Origin of the sequence: Streptomyces sp. NPDC088387 (assembly GCF_044753385.1) — a bacterium.
Lineage (GTDB): Bacteria > Actinomycetota > Actinomycetes > Streptomycetales > Streptomycetaceae > Streptomyces.
In genome coordinates, this window is record NZ_JBIVNC010000020.1 from 83295 (window position 1) to 98169 (window position 14875).

At 74.1% G+C, this 14875-nt stretch carries 15 protein-coding genes; 11 read left to right on the forward strand and 4 right to left on the reverse strand.

Going from position 1 to position 14875, the window contains the following annotated elements; genetic code table 11:
* Positions 1-93 precede the first annotated feature (93 nt).
* From ACIQAC_RS36915 to ACIQAC_RS36950, 8 genes are all read left to right on the forward strand, one after another.
* Entirely contained in the window at positions 94-864 is a 771-nt protein-coding gene (locus ACIQAC_RS36915) for an SDR family NAD(P)-dependent oxidoreductase (protein ID WP_402199228.1), read from the forward strand.
* Positions 865-907: 43 nt separating this feature from the next.
* Positions 908-1666, forward strand: a complete 759-nt coding sequence (locus tag ACIQAC_RS36920; protein ID WP_402199231.1) for a FadR/GntR family transcriptional regulator — start codon at positions 908-910, stop codon at positions 1664-1666.
* Entirely contained in the window at positions 1663-2808 is a 1146-nt protein-coding gene (gene dgoD, locus ACIQAC_RS36925; RefSeq protein ID WP_402199232.1) for a galactonate dehydratase, read from the forward strand. The genes ACIQAC_RS36920 and dgoD overlap by 4 nt, the downstream gene beginning before the upstream one ends.
* 2 nt (positions 2809-2810) lie before the next feature.
* Entirely contained in the window at positions 2811-3731 is a 921-nt protein-coding gene (locus ACIQAC_RS36930) for a hypothetical protein (RefSeq protein WP_402199235.1), read from the forward strand.
* 84 nt (positions 3732-3815) lie between these two features.
* On the forward strand, positions 3816-4448 hold the full coding sequence (locus tag ACIQAC_RS36935; RefSeq protein WP_402199236.1) for a bifunctional 4-hydroxy-2-oxoglutarate aldolase/2-dehydro-3-deoxy-phosphogluconate aldolase: 633 nt from the start codon (positions 3816-3818) through the stop codon (positions 4446-4448).
* Entirely contained in the window at positions 4445-5383 is a 939-nt protein-coding gene (locus ACIQAC_RS36940; protein WP_402199239.1) for an SMP-30/gluconolactonase/LRE family protein, read from the forward strand. Before ACIQAC_RS36935 ends, ACIQAC_RS36940 begins: the two co-directional genes overlap by 4 nt.
* A complete protein-coding gene (locus ACIQAC_RS36945; protein ID WP_402199241.1) occupies positions 5380-6444 on the forward strand; it encodes a sugar kinase in 1065 nt (354 codons plus the stop codon). The genes ACIQAC_RS36940 and ACIQAC_RS36945 overlap by 4 nt, the downstream gene beginning before the upstream one ends.
* A 49-nt stretch (positions 6445-6493) precedes the next feature.
* Complete coding sequence (locus tag ACIQAC_RS36950) at positions 6494-7126, forward strand: DUF1345 domain-containing protein (RefSeq protein ID WP_402199243.1); 633 nt, start codon at positions 6494-6496, stop codon at positions 7124-7126.
* Positions 7127-7183: 57 nt separating this feature from the next.
* Here ACIQAC_RS36950 and ACIQAC_RS36955 read toward each other — a convergent pair whose 3' ends face one another.
* The 4 genes from ACIQAC_RS36955 to ACIQAC_RS36970 all read right to left on the reverse strand — a co-directional run bounded on the left by ACIQAC_RS36955 (position 7184) and on the right by ACIQAC_RS36970 (position 11871).
* Positions 7184-8374, reverse strand: a complete 1191-nt coding sequence (locus tag ACIQAC_RS36955) for an NAD(P)/FAD-dependent oxidoreductase (RefSeq protein WP_402199244.1) — start codon at positions 8372-8374, stop codon at positions 7184-7186.
* 265 nt (positions 8375-8639) lie between these two features.
* A complete protein-coding gene (locus tag ACIQAC_RS36960) occupies positions 8640-9659 on the reverse strand; it encodes a helix-turn-helix domain-containing protein (protein WP_402199246.1) in 1020 nt (339 codons plus the stop codon).
* A gap of 91 nt (positions 9660-9750) precedes the next feature.
* Entirely contained in the window at positions 9751-10725 is a 975-nt protein-coding gene (locus tag ACIQAC_RS36965) for an alpha/beta hydrolase (RefSeq protein WP_402199249.1), read from the reverse strand.
* A gap of 138 nt (positions 10726-10863) precedes the next feature.
* On the reverse strand, positions 10864-11871 hold the full coding sequence (locus tag ACIQAC_RS36970) for a LacI family DNA-binding transcriptional regulator (protein WP_402199250.1): 1008 nt from the start codon (positions 11869-11871) through the stop codon (positions 10864-10866).
* A gap of 74 nt (positions 11872-11945) precedes the next feature.
* On the opposite strand from ACIQAC_RS36970, the gene ACIQAC_RS36975 reads away from it, so the two are divergent.
* From ACIQAC_RS36975 to ACIQAC_RS36985, 3 genes are all read left to right on the forward strand, one after another.
* On the forward strand, positions 11946-12590 hold the full coding sequence (locus ACIQAC_RS36975) for a DUF6629 family protein (protein WP_402199252.1): 645 nt from the start codon (positions 11946-11948) through the stop codon (positions 12588-12590).
* Positions 12591-12798: 208 nt separating this feature from the next.
* Positions 12799-13998 (forward strand): CaiB/BaiF CoA transferase family protein, encoded by a 1200-nt coding sequence (locus ACIQAC_RS36980; protein WP_402199253.1) that lies wholly within the window; start codon positions 12799-12801, stop codon positions 13996-13998.
* Positions 13999-14088: 90 nt separating this feature from the next.
* On the forward strand, positions 14089-14874 hold the full coding sequence (locus tag ACIQAC_RS36985; protein WP_402199256.1) for a cyclase family protein: 786 nt from the start codon (positions 14089-14091) through the stop codon (positions 14872-14874).
* The last annotated feature ends 1 nt before the right edge of the window (position 14875 follow it).

A 14875-nucleotide genomic window follows, 5' to 3' on the forward strand; every position in this document is an offset into this window, starting at 1 on the left:
GAGAACCGCACCGCACGCACCGCACAGCACCACCTGAGGCCAACCCCGTCCCGGCACCCGCCGGGCCGCACGGACAAGGAGTCCCAACCCACCATGGACCAGCCACAACGGCACGGCGCCCGCTTCACGGGCCGCACGGCCGTGGTCACGGGCGCGGCCTCCGGCATCGGAGCCGCCACCGCCGAACGCCTCGCCCAGGAGGGGGCCGCCGTCGTCCTCGCCGACATCGCGGCGGAGCGCGGCGAGGGGGTCGCGGAGCGGATCACCAAGGACGGCGGACGAGCCCGGTTCGTGACCGCGGACGTCTCCACCGAGGACGCCTGGACCCGGATCGCCGCGGCCGCCCACGAATTCGGCCCGGTCGACGTACTGGTGAGCAACGCCTACACCGTCGACGTCACCCCGGCCCACGAACTCTCCCTGGAGTCCTGGCAGCGGCAGATCGGCGTCAACCTCACCGGCGGCTTCCTCGGCTTCCGCACCCTCCTGCCCGACCTGCGGGAGCGGCGCGGAGCCGTGGTGCTGACGTCGTCCGTGCACGCCCACATGGGCATCCCCGGACACCCCGCCTACGCCGCCTCCAAGGGCGCCCTGCTCTCCCTGACCGGACAGCTCGCCGTCGAGTACGGGCCCGAGGTGCGGGTCAACGCCGTACTGCCGGGGCCGATCATGACCGCCGCCTGGGACCGGGTGGCGCCCGAGGACCGCGATCTCAGCGTCGCCGGAACCGCCGCCGGCCGCTTCGGCACCCCCGAGGAGGTGGCCGCCGCGATCGCCTTCCTCAGCGCGGACGAGGCCTCCTACATCACCGGCACCCACCTGGTGGTGGACGGCGGCTGGAGCGTCACCAAGGCCTCCGCATGACCCGCGCCGACACGCTCCTCCCCGAGCAGAAAGGCAGTACGACATGACGCCCTACGCCCGCCGCGGCGTACACGGTCAGACCGTGGAGGCCCTCGCCCGCCGCATCCTCAGCGGTGCCATCAAGGAGGGGGCCACCCTCGATCTGGTGGCGCTTCAGAGCGAGTTGGACGTCAGCCTGACCGCCCTGCGCGAGTCCCTCAAGGTGCTCGCCGCCAAGGGCATGGTCGACGCACGCCAGAAACGCGGCACGTTCGTGCGGGCCAGAGCCGACTGGAACCTGCTCGACGCCGACGTGCTGCGCTGGCAGTTCGAGGGCAGCCGCACCGCCGACGAGGACAACGCGCTGCTCCAGAACCTCGGCGAGGTGCGCGCCATCATCGAGCCCGCCGCCGTACGGCTGGCCGCCGCGCGGCGCACCGACGACGACCTCACCGCCCTCGACGCCGCCCTCGACGCGATGGGGGAGGAGGACGCCGGCCCCGCGCACGCCGTCGAGGCCGACCTCGCCTTCCACCGCGCCCTGCTCGCCGCCACCCACAACGAACTCCTCGAACGGATGGAGATGGTGATCGAGTCGGGGCTCGCCCACCGCGACCGCATCGTGCACAGCTCCCCGCACAGCGAGGACCCCGTGCCCGCCCACCGCGCCGTCCTCGACGCGGTCAGGGCCGGCGACCCCGCGGCCGCGGAGGCCGCCATGCGCGCCCTGCTCGACCAGGCCGGACGCGACCTCGACCAGGCCGGACGCGACCTGGACCCGGCCGGCGCCACCGACGAAACGAAAGGCACCGGCGGCAAGTGAAGATCACCCGCATCGAAACCTTCCTGGTCCCGCCGCGCTGGCTGTTCTGCCGGATCGAGACCGACGACGGCGTCGTCGGCTGGGGCGAACCCGTCGTCGAAGGACGCGCCGAAGTCGTCCGCGCCGCCGTGGACGTCCTCTCCGAGTACCTGATCGGGCAGGACCCGCTGCGCATCCAGGACCACTGGCAGGTCCTCACCAAGGGCGGCTTCTACCGCGGCGGACCCGTCCTCGCCAGCGCCGTCGCCGGCCTCGACCAGGCCCTGTGGGACATCGCGGGCAAGACCTACGGCGCCCCCGTGCACGCCCTCCTGGGCGGCCCCGTCCGCGACCGGGTCCGTGTCTACGCCTGGGTCGGCGGCGACGAACCGGCCGAACTCACCGACCAGGTCACCGCCCAGGTCGAGGCCGGCTTCACCGCGGTCAAGATGAACGCGGCCGGCGCCACCTCACCCGTGGCCACCGCCCGCCAGACCGCCGAGGTCGTGGCCCGGGTCGCCGCCGCCCGCGAGGTCCTCGGCCCCGACCGTGACGTCGCCGTGGACTTCCACGGCCGCTTCACCGCCGCCAGCGCCCGCCGTCTCCTCGGTGAACTGGCGCCCCTGCACCCGCTGTTCGTCGAGGAACCCGTCGTCCCCGAACAGGGTCACCTGCTTCCCGACCTGGTCACCGCGAGCCCGGTGCCGCTCGCGACCGGCGAACGGCTGTACTCCCGCAGCGAGTTCCTGCCCGTCCTCACGGCCGGCGTCGCCGTCGCACAGCCCGACCTGTCCCACGCCGGCGGTATCTCCGAGGTGCACCGCATCGCCTCACTCGCCGAGACCTACGGCGCCCTGCTCGCCCCGCACTGCCCGCTCGGCCCCATCGCGCTCGCGGCCAGCCTCCAGATCGCCTTCGCCACACCGAACTTCCTGATCCAGGAACAGAGCCGCGGCATCCACTACAACAAGGACGCCGACCTGCTGTCCTACGTCGTCGACCCGGAGCCCTTCAACTTCGTCGCCGGACACGCACCCCGCGGCGATGCCCCCGGCCTGGGCGTCGAGGTCGACGAGGCCGCCGTACGCGCGGCCGACCGCACCGGACACGCCTGGCGCAACCCCGTCTGGCGCCACCCGGACGGCTCCTTCGCGGAGTGGTGACCATGCGACGGCCCTTCAGGTCCGAAGGCGGCGCAGCCGACACCCAAGGGGCGCGGGGAACTGCGCGACCGGCCCCCATCGAACCCGCGGCCGGACACCGTGCCCGCCACGTCGACATCGTCACCGACCCGGCGCACGGAGGCCGTTGGACGTCCCTGCGCGCCGGTGACCGGGAGTGGCTGTGGCACCGGGACGCACCCGAACGCCAACGGGTCGCTCCCGGGGACGCGTTCGTCGACGCGGGCGGCCTGGAGGAGTGCGTCCCCACCGTCCGCGGCACACCGGACCACGGCGACGCCTGGAGCCGCCCGTGGACCGTGGACGGCGACGGACACGGCGAGACCGTCCACGGCGAGCGCTACACCCTGACCCGCACCCTGTCCCGCACGGTCGACGGGGCCCACGCCGACTACACCCTCACCGCCGACCCGGGCTTCCGTTTCGTCTGGGCGGCCCACGCCCTGCTCGCCCTCGGCACGGAGGCGACGGTACGGATCCGGCCGGGCACCCCGACCCGCCTGTTCCCGGAGGCGGCCGGGCTGATCGAGGACGAGTGGCCGGCCGGCGCGCCCTGGATCGCGGGGGAGTGGCCGGCCCCGCACGGCATCGACCTCCAACGGTTCGGCCCGGACGACGGCACCGCGGTCGGAGCCGTGGCCGAGAGCCCGGTGTGCTGTGTGCACGACGGTGCCGACCGGCTGGCGTTCGAGCTCCAGGCCGACGGCCAGCCGGCGTCCACCGCCCTGTGGCGCAACCTCGGCGGGTTCCCGGCCGGGGCGCCGTACCGCAGCACCGGCGTGGAACCCATGCTGGGCAGGGTCTTCGACCTCGCCGAGGCCGGAGCGGGGGACGCCGCGTCGGTACCCGGGTCGGGTGAGGTGCGGTGGCGTCTGGTCATTACGGCCGACTGCCGCTGCCCCTGAACCTGACCGGCCCGCCGCCCCGAACCGTCGTCCGACCCGTCCGACCCGTCCGACCGGCCCGACCCGCACCAAGGAGTACTCCGCGTGGACCTGCAAACCGCACTGGCGGACCACCGACTCGTCGCGATCGTGCGCGGCACCGACCCGGACGCCGCTCTACGCACTGTACTGATCCTCGCCGACGAGGGCATCGACCTCATCGAGGTCTCCCTGACCAGCGCGGACGCCCTCACGGTCATCGCCCGCGCCCACCAGAGCCTCGGCTCCGGCAGCCGGCTGGGCGCGGGCACGGTCCTCACCGCCGAGGACGCCCGAGCCGCACACCGCGCGGGCGCCGCCTTCGCCGTCACCCCCGGTCTCGGGGAGGGCGTCACCGAGGCCCAGGCGCTGGGCATGCCGGTGCTCGCGGGTGTGTTCACACCGACCGACATCATCGCGGCGAAGGCGCTCGGCGTCGACGCCCTGAAGATCTTCCCGGCGGCACAGGCGGGCGGGCCGGCCTACCTCAAGGCGATGCGCGGCCCGTTCCCCGAGCTGCCGTTCGTACCGGTGGGCGGTGTCGACATCGCCGCCACCCGCGCCTACCTCACGGCCGGAGCACTGGCCGTCGGCATCGGCTCGCCGCTGATCGGCGACGCGGCCGACGGCGGTGACGAGGCGGCCCTGCGCGCCCGGGCCCGCGCGTTCCGTGCCGTGGCGGCGGAGGTGGCCGTATGACCACGGCCGCGCAGATCGTCGCCCCCGACCGCCTCGAACTGGGCGAGGGAATCCGCTGGACCGGCGAAGGTGTGGTCCTGGTGGACATCCTCACCGGCCGCCTGTTCGCCGCCCCGGACGACAGCGGCGGACCGCTGCGGCAACTGGCCCGACTGACCGAGCCGCTGGGCGCGGTGACCCCCGTGGCGGGCCGCGCCGGGACGTGGATCGCGGCGGCGGGGACGGGGATCTGCCTGATATCCGGGCGGGACGAGTCCGCGATGCGCTCCGGGAACGCGGCGGCCGAGCCTCCGGCCCGCCCCGAGGAGACCGCCGTGCGGTGGCTTGCCCGGCCCGAGGACCGCGCCGCCCTGACCATGCGGATGAACGACGCCGTCGCCGACCCCTCCGGCCGTTTCTGGGCCGGCAGCATGGCGATGGACGCCGACGAGGGCGCCGGATCGCTCTACCGCGTCGACCACGACGGCACCGTGGTCCGTGTCCTGGACGGCATCACCGTTCCCAACGGGCCCGCGTTCACCGCCGACGGGACGGTGATGTACCTGGCCGACAGCGCCCGCGGCGTCATCCGCCGGTACGCCCTCGACCCGGTGACGGGCGGGATGGGCGCCCCGGAGCCGTTCGTGACGGTGGCCGACGGCAGCCCGGACGGCATGGTCACCGACGTCGAGGGCGCGCTGTGGGTCGCCGTGTGGGGCACCGGAACCGTGCGCCGCTTCCTGCCCGACGGCACCCCCGACCGCGTTGTGCGGCTCCCCGCCACCCAGCCGGCCGGCGTCTGCCTGCGCTCCGACGTCCTCCACATCACCTCGGCCCGCATCGGACTCACCGCCCCCGGCCCCGACGACGGCGCCGTGTTCACCACCCGCGTCGACGTCCCCGGCACCCCGACGCCCCCGTACCGGCCGGGCGGGCTCGCGGAAGCGGCGTCATGACGGCCGCGTTCCCCCTCGCCCCCGGCCCGGTCGTCTGCATCGGCGAGACCATGGCCGCTCTCGCCCCGGAGCCGCCCGAACCGCTCGGCGACGCCACCCGGCTGCGGCTGTCGGTCGCGGGCGCGGAGTCGAACGTCGCCATGTATCTCGCGGACCACGGCGTCCCGGCCACCTGGCTGTCCGCCCTCGGCGACGACCCGCTGGGCCTGCGCATCCGCACCGCGGTCGCCGCCGCCGGGGTCGACGTCTCCCCCGTACGCACCGACCCCGACCGCCCGACCGGCCTCCTGGTGAAGGACCCCGGCCCCGATGGCACCCGCGTCTTGTACTACCGGCAGGGCTCGGCCGCCTCCGCGCTGGGCCCCGAAGACCTGAAGAGCGAGGCCGTACGGTCGGCCGCGCTGCTGCACCTGACGGGCATCACCCCGGCCCTGTCGTCCACGGCCCGCGACCTCGTCACCGCGGCCCTCGCCGTCCCGTCCGCCGACCGCGCCCAGCCCGTCAGCTTCGACGTCAACCACCGCCCGTCCCTGTGGTCGAGCGGCGAAGCACCTTCCGTACTGCGGGAGTTGGCGGACCGGGCGGACATCGTCTTCGTGGGGCTGGACGAGGCGCAGGGGCTGTGGGGCGCGTCCCTGACGCCCGCGCAGGTGCGGGAGCTGCTGCCGCGTCCCCGTATCGTCGTGGTCAAGGACGGCGGCACGGCCGCCACGGCCCTGCTGGAGCAACGCGCCTGCACGGTACCCGCGTTGCGGACGACGGTGGTCGAACCCGTCGGCGCCGGTGACGCGTTCGCCGCCGGATTCCTGGCGGGCCTGAAACAGGGCGGCTCCGTCGAGCGGGCCCTGCGGCTCGGCCACATCACCGCGGCCTCGGCACTCGTCGTGACGGCGGACCACGGGCCGCTGCCGCCGGCAGGCGAGCGGGACCGCCTCCTCGGACTCACCGAGACGGCCTGGGCGGCGGCCCACTCGGCTCACCCGGCCCACCCAGACCCTTCGGCCACTTCAGCCGCTTCAGCCGCCTCAGCCGATGAGGGGCCCGGCGAGGCCGGGACCTGACCGGCCCCCGGCGGGCCCACCCGCCAGGACACGGCTACCGTCGTGACGCATGAGGCTCTCGATGCCCCTGAACGCCGTACCCCGGCTCGCCGGCGCCGTGGTGCTCGGCACCGCCGTCGGGTTCGCCGTCGGGCTGCCGACCGACGGGGCGCTCGGCCTGCTCGCCGGGATCGCCGCGACCGAGTTGTTCTTCGTCGTCGCGGGTTGGGCGGTGCTGTGGCCGATGGACGCCGACGCCACCCACCGCAACGCCCGGCGCGAGGACTTCCGGCCCGTTGCCGAGGAACTCATCGTGGTCGCCGTGGCGTTGTGCGGGCTGTTCGCCATCGTCCTGCTGCTGGTCCGTGGCGACTCCGGCACCGACCACGCGGCCGCCGCGACCGCACTGTGCGGCGCCTTCCTGGCCTGGGCGGTCCTGCACCTGATGTACGCCGCCCGCTATGCCTACATGTACTACGAGGCCGCGGGCGGCATCGACTTCAACTCGGACGAGCCGCCCGCGTACCGGGACTTCTTCTACTTCAGCTACAACCTCGGCATGACCTACCAGGTCTCCGACACCAACGTCACCAGCTCCCGGGTCCGCGCGGTCGTCCTGCGCCACACACTGCTGTCGTACGTCTTCGGCACCAGCATCCTCGCCACCGCGATCAACCTGGTCGTCGGCATCGTCAGCGCCTGAGCCACGGCCGCACCGGGGCTCCGTGGGTACGCGGCCGGGAGACCACGCCCCGGCTTCTCACGGACCCGCGTGCACGACCTCGCCCCCGGCCACCGCGTCCCGCCAGCGCGCGCCCGCCGCCACCGACTGCCGCCAGGCCCGCAGTGTCTTCGGCGGCATCCCGACCGCCAGCACTCCCACCAGCCGCTCGCCCGCGCGGTAGGCGGCCACGAACCGGCGCTCGGCCAAGTCCCCGTCCACGACGGTCACTTCGTCGTGACCGCGCAGATACCCGTACGCCTGCACCTTCATGTCGTACTGGTCCGACCAGAAGTACGGCACCGGCGCGAACGGCCTGCCCGGTCCGTCGGCCAGCAGGTTGCGGGCCGCGGCCATGCCCTGCTCGGCGGCGTTCGTACGGTGCTCGATCCGCATCGACACCCCGAACAGTGGGTGGTGCCAGCGGGCGACGTCACCGGCCGCGTACACACCCGGCGCGGCGGCGCAGTACTGGTCGCAGACCACCCCGTCGGCCACCGTCAGCCCGCTGTCCGCCAGCCACTCCGTGTTGGGCAGCGAGCCGACGGCGACCAGGATCTCGTCGGCCCCGACCAGCTCGCCGTCCGCGAGGCGTACACCGTCCGGCGTCACCTCGGACACCGTGACCCCGCAGCGCAGCTCCACACCGTTCTCCCGGTGCGCCTCGGTCAGCACCCGCCCCACGTCCGTGCCGACCGCGTGCGCCAGCGGGACGGGCGCGGGTTCGAGGAGGGTCACCCGGGCGCCCAGCCGCCGGGCCACGGCGGCGGCCTCCGCGCCCAGGAACCCGGCCCCCACCACGACCAGCCGGCAGCCCGCCGTCAGCCGCCCGCGCAGCGCGACGGCGTCGTCCAGGGTCCGCAGCACATGCGCGCCCCCGCCGCCGGGCAGTCGCCGGGGCCGCACCCCGGTGGCGACGACCAGCCCGTCGTACGGCAGCACGGTCCCGTCGGCCAGCCGGACCGTGCGTTCCGCCGTGTCCAGTGCGGTGGCCGGGGTGCCGAGCCGGAGATCGAGCCCGAGGGCGCCGAGGTCGGCGTGCGCGCGCAGCGGCAGCCGCTCGGCGGACCACTCGCCGGAGAGGAACTGCTTGGAGAGCGGGGGACGGTCGTACGGGACGTGCGGTTCGTCGCCGACGAGGGTCAGGGTGCCGTCGTAGCCCTCCCGGCGCAGGGTCTCGACCGCCGCGAGGCCCGCCGCCGATGCGCCGACGACCACCACGCTCCTCATCGCGGCACCGGGTCGCCGAACGGACGGGACAGGGCGTCGGTCATGGCGGCTCCTCGGTGACGCGGGCACTGGGCGGGCGAGACCCTGGGACCGTCGGTGCGGCGGTCGCGGACCTCGCCACCCGTAGCGAAGCCGAGCGGACTGACATCTTCCGGTCAGTAAGCTGTCAGCAACCTGACGTGACCCACGTCACACGGGGACGTCGTGGTGTCGATGCACCCCGTCCTGGTCCCTGCCACCGGCTCGGAGTGGGTGGATCACGCTGTCACGCCCTGGCCAACCGCCGCAGAGTCAGGGCGAGTTGAAGGCGGAACCGGCCCGTCGGTGTGCGTACCGGCCAGCCCAGCAGGGACTCCGCGTGGGTCAACCGGTCCTGGAGCGTGGAGTGGTGGACACTGATCTCGGCCGCCGCCGCCCGCAGACTCGCCGTCGAGGCGACCGCCTCCAGCGTGGCCAGCAGCCAGGGCGCATCCGCCGCCGCGGACTCCACGGCCCGTACGTCGGCCGGGAGTTCGGCACCCGGCGAGACGAGCGCGGCCAGCAGTTCGATGTCGCCGAGGGCGTCGGCGTGCACAACCCTCGGACCCGGGTCGTGTGCCGTGCCGTCGGCGGTCAGCCGCAGGGCGGTCCGGGCGGCGGCCCAGGAGCTGGGCAGTTCCGGCACGGCCACCGCGGTGCCGACCCCGAGCCGGCCGACGGGCAGCGTGGAATCGGGATGCGCGGACTCGGGACGCGTGGAATCGGGATGCGCGGCGAGGACCAGGGGCTCGCCGGTGGCGGTCGCCAGGACGCGGTAGCTGCCCGCGGGGTCCAGGCCCATCCGACGTGCCGCGTGCAGCCGCGCCTGCTCGGGCGCCGTGGCGTCCAGCACGGTCTCCACCAGCGCGGGATCGTCCACCGGGACCCGGCCCCGGGTCCGGTCGAGAACCTGCCGTACGGCCCCCGCGCCGCGCTCCAGAATCACCGCGTCGACCACACTGGGCGCCGCCTCGGGGCGCTCCAGCCACAGCGCGGGAGCGCCGCCCGGCGTCAGCGCGGCGGACGGCCAGCCCGGCTCGGGCGGCAGCTCCGTGTCCCGGCGCCGCCCGTCCGCCTCGACCCGGACATGCACCCGCCGGTCGGCGTCCACCAGCCGTGCGGGCACACCGGACAGCACGGCGGCCGCGCGCACCAGCGCCTCCAGACCGGCACGGGACTCGACGAGCCGGTCGAAGTACGCGATGACCTGCACGGCGGCCCCGGCATCGGGATCCAACGCGCTCAGACGACCGACCAGCTCTTTCATAGGTCCATGGTGCGCCTCGGGGGCGGGATCGGGGGCACGGGGGCGCAGATCGCCGCAGCCGGAGGAGGGACAGCCGGCCGCCCGCCTCCCGTCACCGACCGAGCAACCTGCGCAGCCACGCCACGTGCGCCGCCCGTGCCGCCTGGGAGAGGGCGGCCTGCGGGGCGAGGGCGTCGAAGCCGTGGAAGCCGCCCGGCCAGACATGGAGTTCGGCGACACCGCCGGCCTGCCAGATCCGGGAGGCGTAGGTGACGACCTCGTCGCGGAAGGTCTCGGCGGAGCCGACGTCGAGGAAGGCCGGCGGCAGACCGGAGAGGTCCTCGGCCCGCGCCGGCGCCGCGTACGGCGACACGTCGGGGCCGCCGCGGCGGTCGCCGAGCAGTGCCGTCCAGCCGACCTCGTTCGATGCCTGGTCCCAGACGCCGAGCCCCGCCATCTGGTGGGCGGACGGGGTGTCGTTGCGGTCGTCGAGCATCGGGCACAGCAGCACCTGGCCCAGCGGCTGCACACCGTTGCGGTCCCTGAGCAGCAGGGCGAGCCCGGCCGTCAGACCGCCGCCCGCGCTGGCCCCCGCCAGGACGATCCGCTCGGGATCGCCGCCGATCTCCTCGGCGTGCTCCGCGGTCCACAGCACACCGGCGAGCACGTCGTCCATGGCGGCCGGGTACGGGTGCTCCGGCGCCAGCCGGTACTCCACGGACACCACGACCGCGTCCAGCTCCGCCGCCCAGTTCAGGACCGCGTCGACGCCGGTCCGGTTGTCGCCGACCACCATCCCGCCACCGTGGACGTGATACAGCACCGGCAGCGGACCTGCCGTGGCGGGCGCGACCGGACGGCAGATCAGCAGCTCGACCCCGGGCGCCCCCTCGGCCCCCGGCACGAGCCGGTTCTCCGCCTCGAACGTTCCGCCGGCCGTCGGATCCGTCTTCTCCAGCGGGGCCCCGAGCGACCCGTCCCGGTAGGCACGCACCGTGTCCAGCGTGAACGTCGTCGGCATCAGCTCCTTGACCAGCTCCAGCGCCGCGGACAGCTCCGGGTCGAACGGGGGCGGGACCAGCGTCATGACTCTCTCCTCGCGCCGGGATCGGTTCCTGCCCCCATCGTCGGCGCACGGGACCCGCACCCCTGGCCGCCGTACGGCGGAAGGTGCCCGCCAACCGGCGGGTGCCGGGAGGCCCGCCCATGTCACCGACGCGGGCGCTCAGCCGGCCGCGAGCCCCGTGGACCCCCGTACGACAAGCTCCGGTTCGAAGAGCAGCTCGCCCGGTGGCACGTCCCCGCCCATGATCTGCGTGGTGAGCAGTTCGACCGCCGCCCGGCCCATGGCCTCGATGGGCTGGCGGACCGTGGTGAGCGGCGGCTCGGTGCAGCTCATGAACGCCGAGTCGTCGTAGCCGACGACGGAGACGTCGCCGGGGACCGTCAGCCCGCGCCTGCGGGCCGCACGCACCGCCCCCAGCGCCAGCGGGTCGCTCGCGCAGATGATCCCGGTGACCCCCCGGTCGAGCAGCCGGGACGTGGCGGCCTGGCCGCCTTCCAGGGAGAACATGGCCCGCTCGACATGTTCGGCGGGCAGCTCCCGCCCCGTCCTGCGCGCCGCCGCCTCGGCCGCGGCGAGCTTGCGTCGTGAAGGTATGTGGTCCAACGGGCCGAGGACGAGCCCGATCCGCTCATGTCCGAGCGAGGCCAGATGGCGCCACGCCTGGTCCACCGCGACGGCGTCGTCGCACGCGACGCAGGGGAACTCGAGGTCGTCTATGGCGGCGTTGACGAGGACGACCGGGATCATCCGGTCGGCGAGCAGCCGGTAGTGGTCGTGCGGGGCGTCCGCCTGCGCGAACAGTCCACCGGCGAACACCACGCCGGACACCTGTTGCTGGAGCAGCAGTTCCACGTACTCCGCCTCGGAGACACCGCCCTTGGTCTGGGTGCACAGCACCGGAGTCAGCCCCTGCTGGGCGAGCGATCCGCCGATCACCTCGGCGAGCGCCGGGAAGATCGGGTTCTGGAGCTCGGGCAGGACCAGGCCCACCAGTCGGGCCCGTTCACCGCGCAGCTGCGTGGGCCGCTCGTAGCCGAGTACGTCGAGGGCGGAGAGCACCGACTGCCTGGTGCCCTCGGAGACCCCCGGCTTGCCGTTCAACACCCGGCTGACCGTGGCCTCACTGACCCCGACCTTCCTGGCTACCTCGGCTAGTCGTCGTGTCATGCGCGCAAGATTAGTGCAGGCCGTGCTGTGCGCAGCGACGATGGAGTCCCGTCCGCCGACCCCTGGGTGGAGCGATGTGCTGGAGCGCGGAGGCCGACCTCGTCGCCGGTGCCGGTGTGGCCGCCGTAGGCGTCGCCTGTGTGGCGCGAACCCGCCGTCGCCGCGACCTTCCGCTGGCGGCGCTGCCGCTGCTGCTGGGAGCGCACCAGATGATCGAGGCGGCGGTCTGGGCCGGCGACGGCGGGACCGGTCCCGCCACCCTCGCGTGGGCCGTCATCGCCCTGCCGCTGCTGCCGCTCTGGGTCCCGGTGGGTGTCCTCCTCGCGGCGCCATCACCCGCACGGAGCAGACTGGCCGTTCCGCTCGCCGCCGGAGTGACGACCTCGGCCGCGCTGGCGTACGCCCTGGTCACCACCCCGGTCAGCGCCGAGATCCGCGGCCACACCGTGGGCTACAGCGTCTCCCTGTCCCACGCCGGGCTGCTGGTCGCCGGCTACCTCCTGGCCACCGTCGGCGCGCTGCTGCTCTCCGGGGACCGGGGGCTGGTGCTGCTCGGGGCGCTGGCCGCCGCAGGCGCGCTGATCTGCTGGACGGTGTGGCGCCTGGAGTTCATCTCCACCTGGTGCGCGGTCGCGGCGGTGTGCTCGGTCGTCCTGTTCCGGTGGTCCCGGACGAGTCGCCCCACGGGATCCGTGGAACCGGTGCGATCGGTGCGATGACTCCCGGGTGACCGGGTCTGCACCCCCTCTTCAGGATCCGCCGCTGAGGGGCACAGGATGGGGGTACGCGCATCCCACCCCGGACACGCATCCCACGTCGGACCCGCACCCCCACCTCGGACACACACCCCCACCTCGGACACGCACCCTCACCCCGGACCCGCGCCCCCACCCGGGCAGGCGCACCCTCACCCCTGGAGGCCCCCGTATGACCGACCCCGCGGCCGACCTGCCTCTCTCCGGCATCACCGTCGTCAGCGTCGAGCAGGCGGTCGCCGCACCCTTCGCCACCCGCCAGCTCGCCGACCTCGGCGCCCGGGTGATCAAGGTGGAGCGTCCGGGGGACGGAGACTTCGCCCGCCGGTACGACACGACCGTGCACGGCGAGTCCAGCTACTTCGTCTGGCTCAACCGCTCGAAGGAATCGGTCACGCTCGACCTGAAGACGGACCGGGGACGCGTGGTCCTGGAGCAACTCCTCGCGGGCGCCGACGTGTTCGTGCAGAACCTGGCCCCCGGAGCCGCCGCCCGGCTGGGACTGGGCGCCGACGCCCTCGCCGACCGCTTCCCGACCCTGATCCCGTGCGCGGTCACCGGCTACGGCTCCACCGGACCCTGGGCCGACCGCAAGGCGTACGACCTGCTCATGCAGTGCCAGACGGGCCTGGTGTCCCTCACCGGCACCGAGCAGGGAGCGGCCCGCGTGGGTATCTCCGTCGCCGACATCGCCGCCGGGATGTACGCCTACTCGGGCGTTCTCACGGCCCTGTTCACGCGGGCCACCACGGGGGTCGTACGGGCCGTGGAGGTGTCGTTGTTCGAGGCACTCGCCGAGTGGATGGGGCAGCCCGCCTACTACACCCGGTTCGGCGGCACCCAGCCGCCACGGCTCGGCACCCAGCACGCCACCATCGCCCCCTACGGCGCCTACACCGCGGCCGACGGCAAGGACGTGCTGTTCTCCATCCAGAACGAGCGCGAGTGGGTGGCCCTGTGCGAGCGGTTCCTGCTGCGGCCGGAGCTGGCGGACGACCCACTGTTCGCCACCGGCCCGGACCGGGTCGCGCACCGCGCCGAACTCAACGCCGTGGTCGCCGACCGCTTCGGGGAGTTGGAGAGCGCCGAGGCGACGAAACTGCTCGACGCGGCGGGCATCGCCAACTCCGGTGTCAACGACGTGGCCGACTTCCTGGCACACCCGGTGCTCGACGCCCGCGACCGCTGGCGTGACATATCACTGCCCGGCGGCACACAGGTCCCCGCGCTGCTGCCGCCGGTCGACCTGGCCGGCACCACTCCGCGCATGGGCGGTGTGCCGGCGGTGGGCGAGCACACCGACCGGATCCTCGCCGAACTCGGCTACGGCGCCGCCGACATCGAGGGGCTGCGGGCGGACGGGACTGTCTGAACGTGTGCGGGACCGTTCCGGCCCCGTCGGCCGGGCGGCGGGGCTCTGCGATGCTGTCCGCTCCAGCGTCGTCGTCCCGTGGAGGCACGTATGCCCGAGCCGTCCGTCCTCGCCTCGCTCGTGTCCGGACTGCGGAACGGATCGATCGAGGTCGTTGACCTCACCTCGCCGCTGACCCCCTCGACGCCGGTGCTCCAACTGCCCCCGGAATTCGGCCAGACGGCGGTCTTCGCACTGGAGGAGATCAGCCGGTACGACGACCGGGGACCGGCCTGGTACTGGAACAACTTCCGCACCGGCGAACACACCGGCACCCACTTCGACGCGCCGAACCACTGGGTGACCGGACGGGACCTCGACGACGTGGCCTCCGTACCGGCCGGCCGGCTGGTCGCGCCCGCCGCGGTGCTGGACTTCACCGCCGAGGCGGCACAGGACCCCGACTTCCTCGTCGAGGTGGACCACGTGAGGGCCTGGGAGGCGAAGCACGGCCCCCTGCCCGACGGCGGCTGGCTGCTGCTGCGCACGGGCTGGGACACCCGCGCGCACGCGCAGGAGGCGTTCCTCAACGCCGACGAGAACGGCCCGCACACCCCCGGTCTGTCGGCCGAGTGCGCCCGCTGGGTGGCGCGGGAGTCGCCGGTGATCGGCCTCGGGGTGGAGACCGTGGGCACCGACGCCGGAGCGGCCACCGGGTTCGACCCCGCGTTCCCCTGCCACTCGTACCTCATGGGCAGCGACAAGTACGGACTGACCCAGCTGAGGAACCTGGCCGCGCTGCCGCCGACCGGAGCCGTCGTGATGGCCGGGCCCCTGCCCATCGTCACCGGCTCCGGCTCTCCCGCACGCGTCCTGGCCCTGGTGGAGCACCGGTGAA